Source organism: Bacteriovorax sp. HI3, assembly GCF_059738875.1.
In genome coordinates this window covers 2,882,865-2,905,014 of the sequence record NZ_AP026946.1, presented here as the reverse complement: position 1 = coordinate 2,905,014, position 22,150 = coordinate 2,882,865, and the positions used below count along the sequence as shown (strand labels likewise).

Sequence of the window (22,150 nt, the reverse complement as noted above, 5' to 3'; positions counted from 1 at the left end):
TTCTCTTATCTGTCGTCGGAGTTTTTAGCCTCTGGTTTTCTCATGACCTTTCTCAGCGAAATCCAGAGACCATTTTCTTGACAGAAAAGAGTCTGGAGCAATACGACTTATTTAAAAAAGAAGTTGTTGAAAAGCATGCTCTGGTTATCAAGAAAGAAACGAAGGATAAAAATGGCTTTTATGAAAACCTGAAAAAAATAGAAGAGCTTTGCGTGGATGATTGTGAAATGATCACTCCTCGCAAGCTCAAAAAAAATCAGGACGGTAAAGAGTCCAAAAATGAGCTTATGCACCTGGAGTCCGCGGATTATATCGCGGTTATCGTTCAGGACAACAATGATGAAATCCATAAAAAAATCCTGACCTATGCCGAATCTACTCCTTATTGGAGTGATGCCCAGACTTCATTTGCGGGGATTCCTTACACCAATTTTTTACTGGATAAATACTCACTGGTCATTCAGGAAAAACTTTTCCCGGCCATGTTTATCATGGGGCTGGTGATCTCGGTTATTTTCATCGGAAGAGTGAAAAATGCTGTAGTTGTTTACTTGCCATGTTTATTTGCGGCCGGTTTTTCGCTGACGACGCTCAAGCTTCTCTATGGGCAAATGAACATGGTGACGTCGATCATTCCTTTAGTCGTCTTTACTGTGACACTTTCTCTGTCATTTCATCTTTATTTTTCATTGATGGAGCTCAAAAACTTAAAGAATGTTTTTAAAGTTAAATGGGTTCCGATTTTTTTAATGATGTTTACGACTTATATCGGATTTTTAAGTCTGGGCTGGGCCGAGATTTATGTCATCCGCCAATTCGGTTTTGTCTCTTCTCAGCTGGTGTTGTTTGCCACGTTGTTTGCTTTTCTTTGGTACTTCTTATGGGAAGAACACCTCGCCGCACCTGTTGAGAGAAAAATAACATTTTTTTCATCAAAGATTTTTGCCAGAACGCTACCTGCATGGATGATTATAGTCTTTAGTGTCCTAGGGATTGCCAGTGTGGTCATGGTTCCAAAGAGGCTCAACGTCATCACTGATGCCACTCTTTACTTTCCCAAAGATAAGAAAATAAGAGAGCGCATTTTATCAGTCACAGAAACGGTCTCGGGGATGCCCATTATGGAAATCGCCCTAAGTTTAGGCCACGACTTTGACCTGGCCTTTGCCCAAAAAATCAAAATATGGGAAGAGGGAATTGGGGCCTTAAAGCTTTCGCAAAATTACACGATCATCTCCAACAACACACTCGTGACGAAAGTCAATCATGAATACTCAGGCAATGAGCAATTGCCAGAGAGCATTGACAGCTACCTTCTCTTGCGAGGGCAATTGCCACCATCACTTCAAGAAAGTTATCCGGTCGAAGGGACTTATCGTCTGACTCTTTTAGGAACCCCACTCAATGTCACAGATTACATGCAAGATTTAAAAAAAGTGGAAGACTACTTAAAAGATCAAAAGGCCAGCTATCTTATTAATGGGATTCACCACAATTTGATGGTTTCACAAGGGGCGATGATTGATGTTCTGGCAAAAAGTTTTCTTTCCAGCGCTATCGTCATTTTTATTTTTTCTGCCCTTTTCTTGAAGTCATTAAGATTTAACCTGGTGTTTATCACTGTAAGTCTTCTTCCTGTGGCCCTCACTTTTGGTTTGATGTACCTGTTAGGTTTTTCAATCAATATTGCGACTGTTATGACTTTTTCTATTTCATTGGGATTGGTAGGGGATTCAAGCTTTCATATTATTTATGCCAAGAAAGTGCGCTTTAAGGATTTTGATGAGTACGGCCGAGGAGTCCTTTCACCAGTGGTTGGCTCAGGACTTCTCTTATGCACATGTTTTGGGATGTTCGCTTTTAATAGTTTTATGCCGATTAGAGAGTTTGGCGGTATTCTCGCCATTATCATGCTTTTGGGAACGCTGGCCGATTTATATGTCCTTCCCACTTTATTATACGGGACGAGCGATCACAAAAAGGCCTACGAAGAAGTTTAATCCAAGACCACATTAAACTCGATATCAAAAAGATCCCTGACCTTAGCAATCATAATGCTTGGGTCGGGAAGCCCCATTTCCTGAAGCCCTAGTTTTGCGCTGCCGTTAACCAGTATTTTTGAATCTTTTTTACTCACGGTAAAAGTCACCGGGCGGGATACTTTTTTATCTTTAATCGTAAAAATCATGTTGATCGTCTGAGTGCCTTCTGTGAGTGCAACCGGGCCAGTGTAAGAAGCTTTTAGCTCGGGGTATTTTTCAGCATCCATGATTTGGTTATGCATTTTATCATCTCTTGAGCCAACGTCAGTATCAAGGGATTTGACTGCAACACTGACTTCGAGATCTTTAAGATGATCTTGTTCAAGTTGATAATTAATTTTAAAATCTTTAGCGTAACCATCAAAGTTTGTACTAATCAAACCCAGCTTGGTGCTGGTGCTTTGAAATTTAAGAAAAGATTCATTCTTTTTAGCTTCGTTATAGTTAGGTGTTTGAAAGACTTTCTCTTTAGCATGAAGAGGCAAAACGCTCAGGCACAGCATAAAGATGAAAGGGATAAAGCGCTTTTTTTCTTCAAAGTGAATGCGATAAGCAGAATGCTTCATAAGAGAGCTCTCCTCGGCCTTGATTCTTCTGGCCAGAATAAAAAAATTAATGAAAGAAAAAATCCCCATGGTCCAATAGGCCTTAAAGAGTAGAGGAATGCAGAGCAGTTCGATCATGACGATAAAATAATTAGGATGGCGCACGTATTGATAAAGGCCACTGGTTGAGATCTTTGGATTTTCCAGCGAAAGAACTTTAATCGTCCAAAAGGCCTTTAATTTTTCCATAGAGTGCAATCTGATAATCAGGCAAATGCCAAGAATACTGTAAATGATCAAAGCGTACAAAGGTTGCTGTAGTTCTTGTTTTAAGTTGGCCTCTAGAATGAGAGAGACGAACCATAGTGAGTGGAAAACTCTCATTTGCGCACTTTCTTTTTTGTCGACTTCTAAAGCATGGTGATGCAGGTAAAGCCATTTTTCATTGGTCTTACTGATAAAGACTTCACTTAATCTTTGAATCAGATAAAAGAGGATAATGCCATTCATGATGAGTATTGGTTTTGTCATAAACATCATCCTATAGTTTTTTTATCAATGCCATTTCTGAGCAAAAAGCAGGACCCATGGCCAGCATAAGGCCAATTTCATTGCGGGCCTTTTTGTCTGCAATCGTTTTTTCCAGAACGTGTAGGACTGAGACTGAAGACATATTTCCTTTTTCTCTCAAGCTCGTCCAGCTGTGCTTGAATTCTTCAGGGGCCTTGCCAGAAATCTCACTTAACTTATCTAACACTTTTGGTCCACCTGGGTGTGAGACCATAAAGTTGATATCGCTTCCAGTAAGTTTTTTTCCTGATAAAAAGTCTTCGAGATTGGGTTTTACCTTTTCTTCGACGATTTTTGGCACATCACCGCTTAAGACGATCTGAAAACCACTCGAGACCAGATCCCAGCCCATGATGCGTTCAGTGTTTGGATAAAAGTAACTTTCTCCAGCGAGGATTTGAAACTGGGAGTCTTTATAAAGAGGGTGCTCTTCACCGACCATTAAAACAGCGGCCGTTCCATCGGCAAATAGGCTGGTTCCAACCAGGTTGGCCACACTCTTGTCCTGAAATTGAAAAGTCAGGGTACAGAGTTCGCTGGCAAGGAGCAAGGCCGCTTCTTTTGGGTGGCCTTTTAAGTAGTCATTTACGCGGTTGATTCCGGCAACTCCACCTAAACAACCCAGACCAAAGATAGGAAGTCTTTTTGTATTCTCTTTAAAAGGAAGTTTATTCATCAGGCGAGCTTCAAGAGTTGGGATAGCTAGTCCGGTTACTGTTGTCGTCGCAATAAGGGAGATGTCAGAAGGCTTAAGGCCAGCTTGATTTAAGAGATTTTGCACATTGATTGTTTGGAGAGCAAGGGCCACTTCCAGCCAGCGCTTTGAGCGCTCACCGACATCACCCAGACTTTTATATTTTTCAAGCGGAATAGAGAGGTGCCTTCCGTTTACTTGTGAAGCATTGTGAAACTGCTCAACATAAGATTTTTTATCAGGCCAAAGTGAAGCAATCTCTTTCATGATTTCTTCCTGGCTGACATAGATATCCGGAAAATTGGTAGCAACAGAATAAATAGCGCTCATAGGTTTCCTCTCTTATGCTCTTAGCATTTTAATGATGCCTTGAATGGGTGTGTGGATATTTCCGATAATGCCAATAAAATGATTGGCCCTCTCTGGTGACTTGTTTAAAAATTTAACGACCAGACCAACTAATAATGGTCGTCTGATCAGGAATTGGAAAAAGTGGTTAAGTATATTTTTTTGTAAGCTTAAAATTTTCTTTTTTCTTTTGTACTCAGCTAGCGCCAAATCCAATCCACGATTTTTCTCTATTGATTGAACCAACAGACTTGCTGACAAAAGAGCATTGTAAATGCCTTCGCCTGTAAGCGGGTCTATAAAACCAGCAGCATCACCCAGATAGGCGAGGTGGTCTCCGGCAATAAATGAGTTGCTGTTTTTTAAACTGCTCACAATGCGGATCTCGGTTTTTCTGGTAACGAGGTCAAACATTTCCTGCAGGCGTTTTGAACCAGCAATCGTTTGATTGATAATTTCTTCCGGGCGATTGTTTTTTAAGAGTGAGGCATTACAAACGATAGAAAAATTCACGTGGTCATCATCAATAGGATCAAGTCCACAGTAACTGCCATTTTCAAGAATGTGCATTTCCCCCAGGCGCAGGCCGTGGTGAGTTTTTCTTGGAAGGTAGCAGTGAAGGGCCACTCTATCGGTGATGGCCTCGCGGGAATGTTTTAAAAGGTGGCCAATTTTTGATTGTCTGCCGTCAGCAGCAATTAACAAGTCACATTCAAAAGACTCTTTATCTGTATGGACGGCCCACTGCCTTTTTTCCTGGTCAAAAACAACAGAGGTAACGATTCTTTCAAAAAGAATATCGGCCCCTTTCATTATGGCGAGGTCGACTAATCTTTGGTCAAAAATTTCTCTATTAAGTGAGAGTCCTTTTTCTTTTTTATGAACATGTGGGAAATAGCTAGGGATAACCTCATTTTCAGGGGATACCAGAACCATGCCGTGCAGAGGTGAAAATCCCGCTCCTAAATGATTCAGAAGGTTAAGCTCTTCCAAAAGATCGACCCCTTTTGGGCATAAGTATTCTCCGCATACCTTGCGCTCAATACTCTTTTTACGCTCTAAAACCTGGACTTTATGGCCTCTTAGAGCAAGCAGGTAAGCTGCTAAGCTTCCAGCTGGGCCTGCGCCTACGATGACAATATTTAATGGATTATTTTTTAAATTCTCAACTGACATGAAGTCTCCTCTTGGAGATAATGTTCTCACAACCTGCAAAAAAGTCGATCGAACTAACGTTAGACTTCAAAAAGAATTAAGGACTTAAGCGAATTACTATGACAAGTGTTCAAGAAAATAGAATCAAAATTATCACCTTTATAATACTCCTTGGAACCAGCCTTTTTGCTTTGGCTGACATCGTATTAGACTTAAAGGAGGGTGTACCTTTCACCCACTTAGTTCACGAAGCCGCTCTGTGGTTGTTTTCGATGGTAGGGGCCTTCTATCAGTTTAGAATCATTAAGTGGCAAAATCATGAAATGCGCGGCTACCAAAAAAGAATCCATGACCTGGATCAACTCAATGCCGACTTAAAAAAAGAACAGGAAAATTTTGAGAAAAAAATCTCTCATCTTTCCAACGAATTTTTAAATCATATAGATGAGCAATTTAATAAATGGACCTTCAGTCGTGGAGAAAAGGAAATCGCTTTACTATTGATCAAGGGACTTTCAATGAAAGAAATTGCCGATATAAGGGGATCAAACGAAAATACAGTAAGACAGCAGGCCAGCCAGATTTATAAAAAAAGCTCTTTAAGTGGAAGAATGGAATTGAGTGCTTTTTTTCTTGATGATCTTCTGGCGCTTTCAAAATTACCAGAATAAAAAAAGGCCGGATTAACCGGCCTTTTTTTTTGCATTTTATTTTACGCTTGAACAAACCATTGGAAGATTGCTGAAGAGTTTTTCAACAGTAATTGAAGACGTTCTTCCTGTCACTTTGCCAACTTTAATTGGACGTGTCCCGATGGCCAGAGTCACTTGAGCGTGAGTTTTTGGATCGTTTCCAACATACTTAAGTGGAGTACCTGCAGACATTGGTGGAGGAAGAATTTTTTTAGCTTGTACTTTAATCGCTTCATCGTCACCAGAAAGATTGATCACTAATTGTGCCTGACCGTCCTGAGCTTCCTGAACGTCAACTTTAAGTTCACTTCCTTCAACCTTCTGTGCCGTTTCACATTTTGTTACAGTTTTAAAAACAAGAATTGATCTCGCTTGTGCACCTGCAGAAAGAGAAAGAAGAAGGGCCGTCATTAATACAGATTTCATACAAATCCTCCAAATAAAGTGTGTTGTGGGCAAACCATACCAGAAAAAAAGACTAGTACTGAAAGAAGTGTATTTTTTTCAGCTTTGCCGTTAAAATACTGCTTTGACTATCTAACTATCCCGGAGTGTCTTTTGAAACATTACTTGTACTTAATTCTTGCGTTTACTTTTACAATTTCGACCCCTTCCTTTGCAAAAAACTGTCAGGAAGTTCGTCTAGGATTTGATATTGGCTCAGGCTCTACCAAGATGATGGTGGCCAAGGTGGATTATTGTCACAAAAAAGTTTTAGAGGTTTTACTCAATGAAAGTAAGCCGATTTCTTATAACGAAGACCTGGAAAAAAGCACGGATGGAAACTTAAGCCCTGCGATCATTGAAAAAGGCCTAGCGGCCTTGACTGAAATGCAGGCGAAGGCCAAAACATTCAAACCAAAAAAGTCTTATGGTGTAGCGACTTCTGTTTTTAGAAAATCAAAAAATGGAAAAGACGTCATCAAAGGTTTCGCGAAGAAATTAAAAATCCGCCTGGAAGTCATCGACCAGGAAGAAGAAGCGACTCTAGGGTATTTATCAGTGATGTCTTTGATGGATGAAAAAACTCTCGGGCCAAAAAACATGGTGGTGTGGGATATCGGTGGAGGTTCAATGCAGATGTTCAGCCAGGATGAAGGCAAGAAGGCCCAGAAGTACCTTGGTGATTTAGCTTCGGTAACTTTTAAGAATATGGTGATTGAAGTTTTAGAAGGGAAAAGTCTTGAGACGACATCATCGCCAAACCCAATTGGAGATAAACGCGACCAAGCTCTTGCTCTGGCGAGATCTTATGCCCGCATTCACGTTCCTGCTGATTTGAAGGCCGATATTCACGAACGCACAGTTGTGGGAGTGGGTGGAGTGCACTCACATTCCATCAGAGGGCAAATTGGCACAAAAGAAATGAAGTACACGTTAGAAGAACTGGATAAGACAAGTAAGCTTCAAGCAAAAAAAAGCGATGCTGAATTAACGGGTGACTACCGTTCAACAGACGTCACCAACCTGCTTCTTGTTCAGGGCTTTATGGAAGCCCTAGGTATCAAGGAAGTCAAAGTCGTCAATGCGACTCTTCTTCAAGGTGTTGTTCTTAAAAATTAGTTAGCAGAAAAAATCAGGTGCTGAACCTCACTGGCCACTTTACTTACTGAAGGGACCATTAAGTGGTGAGGTTCTTCACCTTTGTACCAAACAAGCTGAACTTTTTCATACTCGCGGTTAACCACTTCTTTTGTTGCATCCGTATCAACAGTCCAATCACCCTCAGATAAGAATAACTGCACCGGAACTTTAATTTGAGAGTTTCCTCTCATCTCATACACTTTTAGGCCCAGGTCTTTAACCTGCAGAGCAGAGTCGACCGGAAGATTCTGGTGGTAGTACTGGCGATCAATCGTCATCGGTTTTAAGTCTCTAAAGCGCGTGACGAAGTAAGCAGTATCAACAGAAATCCCATTGACGAAAAATCCCAGGATGCGGTCGAAAAATCCACCGAAGCGCTGAATGAAATAAGGAGAGACGAGGTGGACACTTTTTAAATTGGCCGGAGTCGGCTCTGTTAAAAGATAGTGGTGAAGCAGAAGTCCACCAGTAGAGAAACCAACCACGCGCACCTCAGAGAAGCATTCAAAAACAAGATTCAGCTGTTCTTTAATATCCTTAATCCAGCGCGTATTTTTATATTCATTGGCCACTTTATAAGTCGAGCCATGTCCCGGAATTAAAAATCCGATTACCGAGTATCCTTTTTGGATAAAAGGTTTCGCTAAAAACATCATTTCTCCTGGGCTTCCCATATAGCCATGGGCCAAGAAAATGGCCTTGTTGGCTTTGGGATCACCTTCTAACCATAGGGCGCGTTTTTCAGCTGTTACACTCTGATTAGGATCAATCTTGCTGTATTCCTGATAAAGGGATTCATTCATCGCCAGGAATTTTTCGCGATTGGTTTGCTCGCAACTTGAAAAAGCGTTAAAGGAAAATGTCAGGGCCACAAGGGTGCTTAGGATGAGTGTTTTCATGGAATCAGTATATACAGAGATTAAGAGGAAATGAAAGAATTTTAACCATGTTTTAATATGACGAACTGTTATGGCAATTGTATCGTTTTTTAAGTGCTCAATTCAACCTGACCGTGAGAGTTATCATGAAAAACATGCTTGTTCTTTTATCTCTTTTAGTAAGCGCTCCTGTCTTTGCAGAATGGAAGTTTGAAACGATTGAAGGCGTCCAGGTCCATTACTATCTTCCCAAGACAACAGCTCCCTTAGTGGCGAAAGCACAAAAAAGGGCCTTGATGGTCAATCTTCATGGATGCTCACAAAAAGCAGAAGACTTAAAAAAAGACGGCAACTGGGAAAACACAGCTGACGATTACAATATGATTGTCGCTCTTCCGAAAGTTCCAAATGGTGGAGTGATTGCGGGGTGCTGGGATTATTACGGAGCTGACCATACGATGAGCAACCGTCACAATGCTCCTTTGATTAAATTAGTTCAAGCACTGCTGACAAAAGCAGAATTAAATATTGATGCCGCTCAAGTTTATCTCTCAGGTCTTTCCTCTGGTGGAGGAGAGACGATGGTTCTTGGTTGTATGGTTCCTGAAATGTTTGCAGGAATTGGCATCAACGCCGGTCCTTCAACGGGGACATCTTCTAGTGAAATCTCTCGCCCGAAAACATCTTATGAATCGATGCTCGCTGCTTGTAAAAAATTAGGAAGTGGCAAAGAAGAATTTTTTAAAACTCAACTGACGTCGATTATTTACGGCAACAATGACTTTATTGTAAACACAGCTTTTAACACTAATAACGCTGAGATCATGCGTACAATTTATGGTGCTAATAATAAGTCTACTTTCGATACAAAAAAATTAGCAGGAACAAACACTGATGGAGCTGGAACGCTGTGGTCAGATGACAAAGGGCCTCGCGTTTCTCTGATTATGAACACCAACCTGGGACACAACTGGCCTGCTGGTCAAGGTGGAAATGGGGGATCGTTCATCAATAAAAAAAGCATCAATTACCCCGACTACCTGGCGAAGTTTTTCTTTACGAACAACCGCCGCTCGCAACTGGTGAGCCTGCCGGAAGTGATGATTGATCCGATTGAAACGAAGGAGTCAAAATTCATCGTCTCAGGGACTCTGACGATTCCAAAAGAATGGGTAAAAACGATTGATATCCAGGTGAAGAAAAAAGACACACAGGAAGTTGTTGATACAGTCAAGGTCGTCGTAGGAAGAGACAGCCGCTTTAGTGGCTTTTCAAAAGTTCTCCCTGATGGAGAGTACTTTTTTGATTTCCATGTCATGAATGCCTTGGGAACAAAACGCACTTTTAAACGCTCATCGTGGTTAGGAGAAGTGGCCGGTGTCAATCTTCCTCAGATTTTCAACACCCGCTACCAAAGTGTGCTGGGATGTTTTTCAATTGAAGGTCAGGCGGTCAATAACGGCGGAGATAAAGTCACCAACGTTCACATCACAATTGATGGAGAAGATAATTATTCTGTGCCTGTTGAAAATACGATGTGGGACTTTAAGACATGCTCTTTAGCAGAGGGTGCTCACGAAGCAGTGGTCGTCGCAGAAAATGAATCAGGTCTTCTAAGCGGAGCTCAACAATTCTCTTTTACATCAGGGCCAAACACGGCGACATCGACACTTCAGGAGCATATGGAAGCTAAGCGCTTGAATTGGGACGAATACGGCTTCTGGTACCTCAAATACGGTTATAGTAGATTTACTTTAGTCCTTGGAACTGATGGGATCTGGAGAGAGAAAAACCTCTAAAAGTCCCTGTCATTTTTTCATGCTTTCACCATCGTGCCCGGGTTTTTAGTTAAAATCTGGGTATGTATAAAACGTTGTTATTTATCCTTTTTTTCGGGATCACATCCCATGTTATGGCAGCCTCACCAAGTGATTGCCGCTCGATCATGCTCGATTTCATCGCGAAGGCGGACAAAAAAGAAAACGTCTCGCTTTTAAAAAATAACTGGAAAGCGAGTGAGAAAAAGAAATTCTTAGACGAAGCTAAATCTCTTGGCTTTTCTGATTCAGACATCAAGCTTTTAATTGAAGGCCTTAATATGCAGACTCAGGAAGTGAGTCTTGCCCGCGTGAAAAACTACCTGACTTACGTTTTAAGCTTAAGCGATAAAGAGCAAAAGGTGGCGATCCTTGATATTGCCCAGCTGGACTCTAGAGAGATCAATTCAAAACACATTAAAAAATTCATCCAGCACGAAAAGAAGATCCAGGAAAAGTCATTGGCAAAGAAGCTAAGCCCAGAGCAGGAAAGACGCTACCAAGAGCTTTATTACGGCTGTAGAGCGCTTCGTCCAAATGATGTGAATAAGAACGCAGCCCGCGACTTTAAACGCTTTAACCTGGCCCTTAACCTGGGGACGCTGGGAGCGAGTTACGCTTTCTACAACATGGATAAAGACATCAATGGTGAATGGTTTGCTAAGCTTGGTTATGACGTTGGGATTACCCTGCTGTTTTCTTACGTGGGTGGAAGTATCCAGACAAAAGCAACGGACACTCAGATTGTGAAATCACTTAAGAGTTACCTGATGGGACGAGTGATGGGGCTTACTGATGTGGCCATCTACGATCCAATGTTTAATAAAGAAAGAGAAAAAGCTGAAGCTCGCATTGAAGAGCTAAAAAAGAATCCTGAAAACAAAGCTGAAATTGAAAAGCTTTTAAAGAGCTACAATGAGCGCGGGCTTTACCGTAAATATAAAGCAGAAGTAGTGAGCGCACTAAAGAGTCTTCCAGAGGGAATTAGCCTGGGAGTGAAAGGAAATTCTGTCGATGAAAACAATGTGGACTGGAATAACCTGAGTCACGCAGATTTAGATCGCCCGGAAGTTCAAGAGGTCCTGGTTCTTGCGGCCATGGCCCAGGTTTACGAAGAAAGCAAAGGCCAGTGGATTGACACTGGTGACGCTGGACTCGACCGCTACGCATTTAATACAGTGTTTTATGCTGTTCAGATACCAAAGAGTATCGCGCAGAATTTCATTACCTATAAAATGCTTTGCATGGGACAGGATAATGCGAAACTATCATTCACCAAAGCGGTGATCTTCAATGTGTCTACGAACTTTATCGTTAATCAGGGGCTATACGGCTACCGCGAAAAAGCGATTAACCAGTAAAACTTTAGAGAAGTTCAAGACAACCTATCGTGTAATTAATACAAAAATTGCTATGGGGCTTTTCATTTAGTGATATTATTGCCCAACTCTAATTTAAGAAACAGGAAGAGATTATGAGCGTTTTAGTGACAGGTGGAGCTGGTTACATTGGTTCCCATGTAGTGAGTCTTTTGGGGGAAGCGGGAAAAGATATTATCATTCTCGATAACCTTACAACCGGAAGGCCAGAGAATATACTCTACGGAAAATTAATCATCGGAGACCTACGCAATCAAGCTTTGCTCGACCAGGTTTTTGCTGATCATAAAATTGAAGCTGTTCTTCACTTCGCAGGAAGTATCGTTGTTCCTGAGAGTGTAACAAACCCTACGCTTTACTATCAAAACAACACGGAAAACTCAGCGGCACTCATTAAAACATGCTTAAAGTATGGAGTGAAGAAATTCATTTTTTCTTCGACAGCAGCAGTGTATGGCATGCCGGAAAGTGGTGTGGCCTCTGAAGAGACACCAACGAGTCCAATCAATCCATACGGACGCTCAAAACTGATGACAGAGTGGATGCTGGAAGACGTTTCTAATGCCCACGATTTCTCTTATGTAGCTCTTCGCTATTTCAACGTTGCAGGCGCTAGCAAAACAGGGAAAATCGGGCAGTCGACACCTCGAGCGACTCACTTGCTAAAAACAGCGGCGGAAGTCGTAACGAAAAAGAGAGCTGGAATGTCCATTTTTGGGACAGACTATAAGACCAAAGATGGGACATGTATCCGCGACTATATTCACGTCGATGACCTGGCCCAGGCCCATTTAGACGCTCTGTCTTACCTGGATAAGGGTGGTAAGTCACAAGTGTTAAATTGTGGATACGGTCACGGTTTTACGGTTAAAGAGGTTATTGGAGCTGTTGAGTCTTACATCGGGCAAAAGCTGAATGTTGAAATGGGCCCGAGACGTGCAGGGGATGCCGTGGAATTAATCTCAAAGGCAGAAAAAATTAAGACTGTCTTAGGGTGGCAACCTAAATACAACGACCTCGACTATATCGTGAAGTCCGCGATTGAGTGGGAAAAGAAGCTTAAGTAACTATTACAAGGTCCCTATTAAGGACCGTTGGGCTTTGGTATTGTGAACTAAATAATAGGTGTATTTTTTTAAGGTGACTCATGATGAATGAAACGCATGCAACGACTGTTTGGGACGCAGGTCCGATCAGTTCAATGATTCAACGTATTCACTATAAGCACACAACGAAAGGGTTGCGTTCAATCAGCGTTTTGAGTGAGAAGCGTTCAGAAGGAAAGACGACTGTGTCGATGCTTTTAGCTCGTGGTCTTTCTGAAGTTTATAAATTTAAAATCCTTCTGATTGATTTAAATCCAGACGGAGACCCGCTTTTAAACCAATACTTGAAAGCTTACGAAAAAGAAAAAACTCAAGACGGTATGGTTCAAGGCCACCCGTTCGACTTCCAGATTTTCAGACTTAAAAACATCGATATGAACTGGCTTAAAAATGCTTATGACGGTCTTTACACGAACCAGTTGGTGAATTCATTCTCAACTGAGTATGACCTGGTGATTGTTGATACGATGACGAGTGGAACAAACGACCACTCTGTGCGCGTAAGCACTCACTCAAACATTATTGTGAGCACAGAGAAGTCATTTGGAAGAAGCGTAAATAAACTGCAATTGGAACTAGAGCAAAACCGCAAGGACGTTCTAGGTGTCCTTTTTAACAAGTAGAATATATGAAAGAAAAAATTTACATCAGAGATTTTTTTAGCCTGCTGGTTTTCTATAAAAAACCTCTGGCGATTATCATGCTTGCCAGCGTTCTGTGTCTGGTGCAGTTAAGTTTTATTCTTCCAAAAACATACCGCTCAGAATTCGAGCTCAATATTTATTCAAAGTACTTTAAGAACGCATTGATCAGTGAAGTTATCCCGGGAATGAACTCAATTGCCGAAATGACTCAGACAACTGATTCGATGGTAAAAGAAACATTAAATGACGAATTCATCGATTCAATCGGAAATGAATTTAAAATCTATGCTCCAAACATGACTCCACAACAGCTTTCAAAAGCTCGCGAGCAGTTAAGAGACAGATTTGAACTGTTCTCAACAGGGGGGCAGTCTTACCACGTTTCATTTTCTTACGGCGACCCGACGGTTACTTATGAAGTGACAAAAAAAGTTATGGACGCAGTAAAGGCGACATTCATCAATTCAAGAATTGAGACAATTGAAAACGCTAAGAAAACAATCCAGCAAAAACTTGAGTCAGTAAACGTGACAAAACAAATCACTGAAGACTCAATTTCTGCCAACGCTCTGGCCTCAAAGAACCCGGACGTTTTAAGATCAGAAATTGCTAAAATCAACTCAGACCTAAGCGCTTTAAAAATGCAATTTAACGTGCACCACCCGCGCATCGTAAAATTAGAGCAAAGAAAAGCGACGATTCAAAATTGGTTAGAAGAAATTGAAGCCAAAGCTGAAAAAACAGAAAAAGCGATCAATGAAGATGGAACTAAAGAGTATTCAGATGCTCCACTTCTAATGGCCGGAGATAAAGAAATCTCTCAAAACATCGCTTCAAAACTTTATACAAAATTTAACGACATCAACGTAGCTCTTGATATCGAAAGAAAAAGCTTACCGGGATACATTGGAGTTATTATCGCTCCTCAAATCCCGTCTTCACCACTTTTTCCTAAGAAAAGACTTTTTGCCAGCCTTGGATTCATGATCGGTCTGGTTCTTTGTTTCGGGTACGTTTTCTACAATGAAATTATGCAACTTTCTCCATCGGAGAGAGCACGTGCAATGGCCCGCGACTTAAAAGGTGAATACTTTGGAGTTCTGCCTCACATTGGAGAAGAAGGTCTTATGACCAATACTGCGATCATTTGGGAAGAAAGAAAACTTCTTGAAAGCAATATCTCTAACAGAATCGCTCTGGACAATTAATAGCGAGAGGCGCTGGTTATGATAGCTGGAGATGACTTTTTATTCACGCTTCATCAGTTTATCATAACCTCACTATGTGTGTTCTTTATGTACTTTGCCTGGAGAGACCAGGCCGCCGGTACTTTCGATCGCCTTGAGCACGTCAATCTTAAATTCATCGGGCCTTTACTCATCGGGATCTTCCTGGGAGTTTATGCTCTATTGTTAAACGAGTGGGGAAGCCTGGGGATTGTCCTGGGATTTGCTTTTGCCTTCCTGATCACGTTTTCTATCTTTGACCCAAAATACGCCGTATCGTTTTTCATTTTCCTTCTGATTTCCAGACCGTGGGAAATTTTTAAGAATGACCAAATGATGGCGGGGATGCCGAGAGATATCTTTATCCTGTGCTTTTTAAGTTTTATCGGTCACAAGATCATTAGAAAAAGATTTTATTTCCAATGGAACCTGGCGAGTGCTTTCGTTCTCTTTTTTGCTATCTGGACATTTTTTTCAATCATACCTTCCTTCCAGTTAGTGGGAGCTCTAATCAATTACAACGAAATCTTTATTAAGGGGATTATCGTTTACTTCCTGATTGTGAATGTTGTTGATAAAAAAGAATACATCCTTCCGGTTCAGTCTGCCCTGGTTTTAGGGATCACTGAAAAAGCAGCGATGTCTTTTTACAATTCATTTTTCCTGGGAAAAGTGGCCGATGGTGAGCGTTTAACCAGCGTTGGTATCTTAGAGAACTCAAACGACATTGCGGCGATTATGATTCTCGTGATCCCCTTTACGCTGGCCTTCTTAAAAGGGATTACGGTTTCTTTTTTCAGATACCTTTTGGGTCTGATTATTTTCTCTTTTTATGCTTACCTGATCTGGCAATCAAAATCGCGCGGAGCTGTTCTTGGTGTAGGGACACTGATTGTTGGATGGTTCTGGCTTAAAGCTCAGAATAAAAAAATGGCAACTATTATTGTAGCTTTGGGAATGCTCCTAAGTATTGGTGCGATGTCGATGATTAAAAGAAATGCCGAAGATGTTGAAGGTTCAACCAACAACAGAAAGATCTATTGGACTGCGGCCCTTAATATGGGAATCAGGCACCCGCTTTTAGGTGTCGGTTACGACGGATATCCTCTTAACCTTCTAACATACACTGATGGTCACGTTGGAACGGAAGGAAAACATAAAACAGCGCACTCGACCTGGCTTTTGGCCCTGGCCGAAACTGGAATTGTCGGATTCTGTTTTTATGTAGGGATTTGGATTTTCTCATTGAGATCAGCGTGGGTGATGAGAAACGAGCACCCCGAGTTTATCCTCGCCATGCTCTCTTACGGAACAGCAATAACATTTTTATCTCACACATATATGTTGTATCCTTATATCCTGTTAGGGTTAACGGTGGCCTCTGGCCAGTTTTATCTCAAGGATGAAGTGAAAGTGCCGACCAAAGGGCTTGAGGCCGCGGTACTCGCTAAAGGGTTACATTGATGAACTACCTGATTCTCTTTTTACTTTTTATTATTTTCTATTCATATGCCGGTTACCCATTAACGATTCTTTTCCTATCTCTTTTTTCAAATAGCAAAGTTAAAAAAGATGACAACTTTCTTCCGGAAGTTTCACTGCTCATTGCTGCCTACAATGAGGAAGAGGGAATTGCTGACAAGATTAAAAACTCATTGGAGTTAGATTACCCAAAAGACAAACTGGAAATCGTTGTTGTCTCTGATGGATCAACTGACCGCACAGATGAAATCGTAAAGAGTTTTGAAAAAGACGGAGTGAGACTCTTTAGAGTGGAAGGCCGGGTTGGAAAAACCGAAGCAAGAAATCAGGCAGTGCTGGCGATGAGAAAAGAGATTATTGTTTTCTCAGACGCGACTGCTGTTTACAAAAAAGATGCTATTAAAAAGATGGTACGCAATTTTGCTGATCCAACAATTGGAATGGTAAGTGGGAATTTGACTTATTTTGAAAAAGGTCAAAGCTCAATGGGACTGGCAACTAAGATTTACTGGAATTATGAGCTGGCGATTAAAAGGGCCCAAAGCCGTATGCACACTCTGACAGGGGCCATCGGTTGCATCAATGCTTTTAGAAGAAAGCTCTACCATGTTCTTCCACCAAATATTATTGAAGACTTTACTGAGCCTCTCATGATCGTGGCCCAAGGGTATCGCATTGCCTATGAAGAAGAGGCGGTTTCATATGAGAGAACAACTCAAAAACCTTCGCAAGAATTCAACATGCGTGTGCGTGTGATCCGCGGCGGGATGAAAGGTTTTTTATACGCTTTTAGAAGACTAAATTTCAAAGACCACACTTTTGTTTTACTGCAACTCTTTGGTCATAAAGTTCTTAGATGGCTTGTCCCCGTATTTTTAATCATGCTTTTTATTGTCAACCTGGCGGCCTTCATCTGGGGAAATAATATGCTGGTTGATGTCTTAATGGTGGCGCAGTTTTTATGTTACTCGATGGCCTTGTTGGGAATGTTGTGGAGACCTCCGGGGCTCCTGGGGAAGATTGCTTCTATCCCAACTTATTTTGTCATTGTAAACTCGGCGAGTTTAAAAGCGCTTTATTTAACATTAACAACAGACTTAGAAGCGACTTGGGAAACCAACGTCTATTAAATTTTGGATAATCGAATGAAAAGGTGTTTGTGGGTTGTACCCAAAGGAATTTTTCCTGTCCGCGATGGCGCACGCGTAGCGAATCAGGCCTTGTTAAAATCTGTCCGACCACATTTTAATGAACTTGATATTATGCTTTTTAATGAAGAGGACTCGGATGAGCTTCACTTGAGCGAGTACAACAAAGAATTCAATCCAACAAATGTTTATTTTTTCAAAAAAGCTTCAGCTCCTGGCAAACTAGAAAAACTTCTTTTTTTAGGAACAAGTTTTTTAAAATCACCTGCACTCCCTGTGACGACAGGATACTTCCTGACATCAAAACTAAAAAGAGAAGTAAACCAGGTCCTAACTCACAGGTCTTATGACCTGGTTGTTTTTGACGGCCTTCACCCGTATACAACTTTTAAAGACATTCCTGCTTTTAAAAACACTCAAGTGGTCTACCGCGCTCATAATGTAGAAGGGGATCTTTGGTCGACAGCGGCCGCTAAAACAAATAACACAATCATCAGCAAGCTCTTATTGTGGCAAGGGCAGAAGATGAGTGCCCTGGAATCAAGTCTGATTAAAAGGGCTAAGAAAGTCTGGTGTATTGCTCCTGAAGACTTAAAGCGTTTTGAAGATTTAAACCCGAATGAAAAAGAAAAACTATCTCTCATCCCGGTAGGATTAGATTTCAAAAAAATCGAAGAGAAAAAAGAGATCAGTGAATCTTCTCCATTAAAACTTCTTTTCCTAGGCAAGATGGACTGGGCGCCTAATAAAGACGGACTCAAGTGGTTTTTGGAAGAAGTCTGGCCGAAAGTTGATCAGAAGAAACTTGAACTGCACATTGTTGGCAGTGGTGACTCAAGCTGGGGAACTGAATTGTTCAAACAGCCTGGAATAAAGTTCTTTGGTTTCGTTAAAGACTTAGATGCTGTCTACCGCGATTGCGACTACAGCATTATCCCCATTCGTTATGGATCTGGAACGAGAATTAAAGTTATTGAAAGTATCTCAAAAGGCATGCCTATTGTTGCAACAGACATGGGAGTGCAGGGAAGTGGGCTTAACGATTATTTTAAAGCAGAGACTAAAGAAGAGTGGATTGCAACTCTTAATAAACTTGACCGTCAAATGGGGAAGGCCATGGCCGCAGCTGCTTTTAAAGAATTGGAGTCGGTGTATTCACCGAAGGCCATTGGGGCAAAGGCCTTTGACTCTGTTATGAATTGATTTCTTTTTGATAAAGCTCACGGGTTTTTTGTGCCCATGAATCAGCACTAAAGCGCTCTTCAATTCCCTGGGCTTCACTTTCAGCTTGTTTTTTCCAGCGAGAGACATTCTGTAGTGTTGCCTCTAGAACCTTCACCCAGCTCTCTGGTGAAAAATCCTCTGCAAAAAAGCCGTTGTGATTATGAGTAACCATACTGGCAATGGCACCTACGTTATTGGCAATGACTGGAACACCAGAGGCCAGGGCCTCTATTAATGTCATTGGCAGGCCTTCTCGCAGGCTTGGCATAATGAGAATATCGGGTGACGTGAAGTAGCTTGAAGGATCACTTACGAAACCGTGAAAAGTTATTTGTTCAAGAAGCCCGTTGTCTCGGGCAAAGGCTTCAGCTGCGGCCCTGTCAACACCATCTCCCAGGACAGTAAGGTGAAAACGTTTTCTTTCCGGGGTCATCGACCATGCTGTTAAAAATGGGAGAAGTCCTTTTTCGGGGCTTATGCGCCCGACGTAGATAAGTTTGATGATCTCGCTTTCAGTTACAAGATTTTTTCTTTCACTTCTAATTTTCGCTGCATTTTTTAATGAAAGCATATTTTCAATGACAACGATGCGATTAAAAGGGCGTAGCGATTTTTCCAGTTCATCTTTCATTTTATAAGAAACAGCAACCACCACACGACAAGACTTCATTGTCATCATGGCGATCTTTTCATAGATGCGCACTTTGAATGTGTGGGCCGTGTTTCCATGGTGAGTGTGAATGTGCGGATGTTTTCCTTTGCTCATATAACAAGCAATAAGCGCTTTAAAACCATGGCTATGAAGAATCAAAGGGAGTGTTTGATCTTGCAGGGATTCTCTAAGTCTTTTGGGAAGCTCTATATCTAAAGCTTTCGTCGAATCGATAATGCGGTAATCAATGTGAGAAGGAATTATTTTTTCAAAGTCGTGGGCCAGGTGAGGGATTCTTGTTTCTCTGATAATAACCATCAAAGGGTTAAGACCAATAGCGGACAAGGCCGCAAGTCCTGTAAGGACAACTTTTTCAGCACCGGCAAGGACACCGGGAGCAAGAACGAGAACTGGTCTATAGGCCTTAGGCTTTGAGTTCATGTTTTCCTTTTAAGTGTCTTAAGTAGTTTACCACTCCTAAATAGAGAGCAGCGTAAATCGGGCTCAGTACTAAAAACCACATTTTTTCTGATGAAAAAACATTTTTTAAAGCATAACAAGCAATCATTAAAATAGCATTCATACCAACATAAAGAGCGAGAGACTTCCAGGCGATCAGATTCCTAATTGGGTAACCGGTAATTTGAGATGAGTAAATCAGTCCCGGGATTTTTGGCAAATAAAAGAAGACCATGCTGGAAATAAGGGCACCCATCGCCCCCCAAATCCCGGCGCAGAAATAAACCACAACAATTGAAAGTGGAGTCAGGATTAAATACATTTTTAAAACCCAACTCGTTTGTCCGGTTGCTCTGGGAATGGCGTCGTGAGGAATGATGTAGGCAAGATATGTTAAAGCGAAAACTTTTAAGTAAACTGCTGACTGCATGTACTGATCGGTGAAAAGAATTTCAATGATCGGGCGGTTAAAGATAATCAAACCGAAAACGGCAGGGATCATGAGATAAGCAATATCGCTTTGAGCTTTTCTATAATGCTGAATCATGCTCAGTTTATCACCAGTGTGAAAGGCGCCAGACACAGCAGGAACCAGGACTTTTTGCACCGACATTTCCAGAATATAAAGTGGTGGTACAGCTAAACACCCCATCGAGTAGAAAGCAAAGCTTTCAGGAGTCAGTTGAGATGAAAGGAGAATCATATCTACTTTTTCCAGGAAAAAACTAAGAACGCCGGCTATTGAAATAGGTGCACAGTAACGCCAAACATCTTTTAGTTTTTCTTTATCGACTTCGAAAGTCAGGACCTTTTCTTTTTTTCCAAGATAGGCTGCAAGAGCAAGCTTAATCAAGAAGAGGGCAGTAAAGCCCCAAAAAGCAGCATTGATGTGTCTTGTGACATAAACTAAAGCGATGATAACAATCCCTTTAATGATTTCAAAACCACTGTTGAATAAGCTTCCGTTGATGCGTCTTCCTTTGGCGATCAGGTACTCACCATAAAAAGAAGCCGGAGCTGCGGTGATGGCCGAAAGAAGTAGCAGGATCGTTTGTGTTTGAGTGATAGAGATAACATGCGAGAGTGGAACTGAAAAAAGAAGTCCGACAATCGCACAAACTACGCTGAGAACAAAACTTAAAACCCAGGCGTGCTCAACATAACGAAGCGAGTTTTCTTTTTTGCCAATCCAGAAGTAGACGCTATAAAGCGGTCCACCGGTTAGGGAAAGAAAAGTGATCGACTGAGCATAAAGAAAGAAGATCTTGTAGATCCCGATATCAACAGGATCAAGAATACGAACCAGGACAACTGGCAAAAACAAATTGGTGATGGCCGAGACCATAGAGATGAGAAAAACCGGCCAGTGACCGGCCTTGAGCTTGTGAAGGCCAATCATGCTTCATATTCCTTGAAATAATTATTCACCATCGTTTTAACTGAATAGTGATCTTCAACCAGGCCTCGTGCCTTTTGCGCATTTTTTTGTGTTTGATAGATACGGGCAAACATTTCGTCGAACTTATTTAAGAAGTCATCTTGGTCGTGGAGTTTAAAAAGCTCCACGTAATCGCCGTATTTTAAAAGAGTCATGTGACCAGGAATTTTGCTGACCAGGCAAGGAGTTTCCACCGCCATAGCTTCAAGGACGGCAACAGGGATTCCTTCGTGAGTCGAAGCACTGACATACATATCAGAGCCCATATTGTAATCGGCCACCAATTCCTGTGAGCCGACCATCTTAATATTTTGGTCTTCCATTTTTTTTAGTTCATCGTAATAGCCTTGCTCACTTGGTGGGCCGGCAACGATGAGTTGATAGAAAGGTCTTTTCTTTAGAGCTTCAATCAAAAACTTTTGATCTTTGAGAGGAACGACTCGTGAAAGTGAAAGAATAATAGGTCGGTTGACATCAAGACCATGACGAGCGGCCAGCCATGCCTTTTTTTCAGCGCGCATTTCAGGAGTGATCTCTCCTTCGTATGTGGAGATACCATTTTGGATAACGGCCACTTTTTTTGCAGCAAGGCCTATGTCGCGCGTATAAAATAGTCCGATCTTTTCACTGACACCAATCATCTTGTCAGCTAAGCGCGAGAAGATTTGCTGGTAAAGTTTGCCGCGTGGGTAATTATCAATGTGATCCAGGCCGTGAGTTGTATGGATAAGTTTGCCCCATTTTTTGAAAGTGAGTTTCTTCCAAAGGCGCAAAGGTCCAAGATACATCAAGGGATTGAGATCGTGGGAGTGAATGACATCGTAACCTTGAAAGTCATGATCCATGCGCTTTAAAAGCGAGAAATCATAACCAGGTTTTTTCAGTTCAGGAGTGATGACATTGAGACCACTTTTCCTGAAGAAATCAACCCATGTGCGTTCGTGATCGTAGATGTAAATGTCTACAGTGTGACCGCGCTTTTGTTGCTCAAGGGCAAGGTGATAGACAATTTTTTCCAGCCCCCCGATTCCTAGGAACTGGGCCACGTGAACAATTCTCATCTTAAA

19 protein-coding genes are annotated in these 22,150 nt (G+C 41.6%); 11 read left to right on the top strand and 8 right to left on the bottom strand.

Translation table 11 applies throughout. The annotated features are described in order from the left end of the window. Window positions 1-77: 77 nt before the first annotated feature. Window positions 78-2,000 (top strand): RND transporter family protein, encoded by a 1,923-nt coding sequence (locus AC6JA8_RS14315; RefSeq protein WP_497974409.1) that lies wholly within the window; start codon window positions 78-80, stop codon window positions 1,998-2,000. Here the strand turns inward: AC6JA8_RS14315 and AC6JA8_RS14310 are convergent. The 3 genes from AC6JA8_RS14310 to AC6JA8_RS14300 are packed head-to-tail and all read right to left on the bottom strand — an operon-like array spanning window position 1,997 to window position 5,375. Next, the gene (locus AC6JA8_RS14310) at window positions 1,997-3,118 is read right to left on the bottom strand and encodes an isoprenylcysteine carboxylmethyltransferase family protein (protein WP_497974408.1); all 1,122 of its coding nucleotides are present in this window, start codon (window positions 3,116-3,118) and stop codon (window positions 1,997-1,999) included. The two genes, AC6JA8_RS14315 and AC6JA8_RS14310, sit on opposite strands and share 4 nt — an antisense overlap. 10 nt (window positions 3,119-3,128) lie before the next feature. After that, window positions 3,129-4,181, bottom strand: a complete 1,053-nt coding sequence (locus AC6JA8_RS14305; protein ID WP_102244484.1) for a type III polyketide synthase — start codon at window positions 4,179-4,181, stop codon at window positions 3,129-3,131. Between the two features lie 12 nt (window positions 4,182-4,193). Continuing rightward, window positions 4,194-5,375, bottom strand: a complete 1,182-nt coding sequence (locus AC6JA8_RS14300) for an NAD(P)/FAD-dependent oxidoreductase (RefSeq protein WP_497974407.1) — start codon at window positions 5,373-5,375, stop codon at window positions 4,194-4,196. A 170-nt stretch (window positions 5,376-5,545) separates the two neighbouring features. Here AC6JA8_RS14300 and AC6JA8_RS14295 point away from each other — a divergent pair, with 170 nt between their 5' ends. Continuing rightward, window positions 5,546-6,025, top strand: coding sequence for a helix-turn-helix transcriptional regulator (locus AC6JA8_RS14295; protein ID WP_497974406.1), 480 nt, complete (start codon window positions 5,546-5,548; stop codon window positions 6,023-6,025). Window positions 6,026-6,061: 36 nt separating this feature from the next. Here the strand turns inward: AC6JA8_RS14295 and AC6JA8_RS14290 are convergent, their stop codons facing one another. After that, a complete protein-coding gene (locus AC6JA8_RS14290) occupies window positions 6,062-6,472 on the bottom strand; it encodes a hypothetical protein (RefSeq protein WP_497974405.1) in 411 nt (136 codons plus the stop codon). Window positions 6,473-6,604: 132 nt separating this feature from the next. On the opposite strand from AC6JA8_RS14290, the gene AC6JA8_RS14285 reads away from it, so the two are divergent. After that, the gene (locus AC6JA8_RS14285) at window positions 6,605-7,609 is read left to right on the top strand and encodes a Ppx/GppA phosphatase family protein (RefSeq protein ID WP_497974404.1); all 1,005 of its coding nucleotides are present in this window, start codon (window positions 6,605-6,607) and stop codon (window positions 7,607-7,609) included. On the opposite strand, the gene AC6JA8_RS14280 is transcribed toward AC6JA8_RS14285, so the two are convergent. Beyond that, window positions 7,606-8,529: an alpha/beta hydrolase gene (locus tag AC6JA8_RS14280; RefSeq protein WP_497974403.1), complete on the bottom strand. Its 924-nt coding sequence runs from the start codon at window positions 8,527-8,529 to the stop codon at window positions 7,606-7,608. The genes AC6JA8_RS14285 and AC6JA8_RS14280 overlap by 4 nt on opposite strands. A gap of 125 nt (window positions 8,530-8,654) precedes the next feature. On the opposite strand from AC6JA8_RS14280, the gene AC6JA8_RS14275 reads away from it, so the two are divergent. The 8 genes from AC6JA8_RS14275 to AC6JA8_RS14240 all read left to right on the top strand — a co-directional run bounded on the left by AC6JA8_RS14275 (window position 8,655) and on the right by AC6JA8_RS14240 (window position 18,513). Further along, entirely contained in the window at window positions 8,655-10,307 is a 1,653-nt protein-coding gene (locus AC6JA8_RS14275; protein ID WP_497974402.1) for an extracellular catalytic domain type 1 short-chain-length polyhydroxyalkanoate depolymerase, read from the top strand. A gap of 62 nt (window positions 10,308-10,369) precedes the next feature. Further along, a complete protein-coding gene (locus tag AC6JA8_RS14270; RefSeq protein ID WP_497974401.1) occupies window positions 10,370-11,686 on the top strand; it encodes a hypothetical protein in 1,317 nt (438 codons plus the stop codon). Window positions 11,687-11,799: 113 nt separating this feature from the next. After that, complete coding sequence (gene galE / locus AC6JA8_RS14265) at window positions 11,800-12,771, top strand: UDP-glucose 4-epimerase GalE (RefSeq protein ID WP_497974400.1); 972 nt, start codon at window positions 11,800-11,802, stop codon at window positions 12,769-12,771. 80 nt (window positions 12,772-12,851) lie between these two features. Next, the gene (locus tag AC6JA8_RS14260) at window positions 12,852-13,433 is read left to right on the top strand and encodes a nucleotide-binding protein (RefSeq protein ID WP_497974399.1); all 582 of its coding nucleotides are present in this window, start codon (window positions 12,852-12,854) and stop codon (window positions 13,431-13,433) included. A 5-nt stretch (window positions 13,434-13,438) separates the two neighbouring features. Next, window positions 13,439-14,662, top strand: a complete 1,224-nt coding sequence (locus tag AC6JA8_RS14255; RefSeq protein ID WP_497974398.1) for a GumC domain-containing protein — start codon at window positions 13,439-13,441, stop codon at window positions 14,660-14,662. 18 nt (window positions 14,663-14,680) lie between these two features. Continuing rightward, on the top strand, window positions 14,681-16,144 hold the full coding sequence (locus tag AC6JA8_RS14250) for an O-antigen ligase family protein (protein WP_497974397.1): 1,464 nt from the start codon (window positions 14,681-14,683) through the stop codon (window positions 16,142-16,144). Further along, a complete protein-coding gene (locus AC6JA8_RS14245) occupies window positions 16,144-17,292 on the top strand; it encodes a glycosyltransferase family 2 protein (RefSeq protein ID WP_497974396.1) in 1,149 nt (382 codons plus the stop codon). The genes AC6JA8_RS14250 and AC6JA8_RS14245 overlap by 1 nt, the downstream gene beginning before the upstream one ends. 15 nt (window positions 17,293-17,307) lie before the next feature. Beyond that, window positions 17,308-18,513, top strand: coding sequence for a glycosyltransferase (locus AC6JA8_RS14240; protein ID WP_497974395.1), 1,206 nt, complete (start codon window positions 17,308-17,310; stop codon window positions 18,511-18,513). On the opposite strand, the gene AC6JA8_RS14235 is transcribed toward AC6JA8_RS14240, so the two are convergent. Genes AC6JA8_RS14235 through AC6JA8_RS14225 form a run of 3 tightly spaced genes read right to left on the bottom strand, consistent with a single transcriptional unit; the run spans window position 18,503 to window position 22,144 of the window. Continuing rightward, window positions 18,503-19,627, bottom strand: coding sequence for a glycosyltransferase (locus tag AC6JA8_RS14235; protein WP_497974394.1), 1,125 nt, complete (start codon window positions 19,625-19,627; stop codon window positions 18,503-18,505). The two genes, AC6JA8_RS14240 and AC6JA8_RS14235, sit on opposite strands and share 11 nt — an antisense overlap. Further along, the gene (locus AC6JA8_RS14230; RefSeq protein WP_497974393.1) at window positions 19,611-21,044 is read right to left on the bottom strand and encodes an oligosaccharide flippase family protein; all 1,434 of its coding nucleotides are present in this window, start codon (window positions 21,042-21,044) and stop codon (window positions 19,611-19,613) included. Before AC6JA8_RS14230 ends, AC6JA8_RS14235 begins: the two co-directional genes overlap by 17 nt. Then, window positions 21,041-22,144 carry a glycosyltransferase family 4 protein gene (locus tag AC6JA8_RS14225; protein WP_497974392.1) on the bottom strand — a complete coding sequence of 368 codons (1,104 nt, stop codon included), beginning with the start codon at window positions 22,142-22,144 and terminating at the stop codon, window positions 21,041-21,043. Before AC6JA8_RS14225 ends, AC6JA8_RS14230 begins: the two co-directional genes overlap by 4 nt. Window positions 22,145-22,150 lie beyond the last annotated feature (6 nt).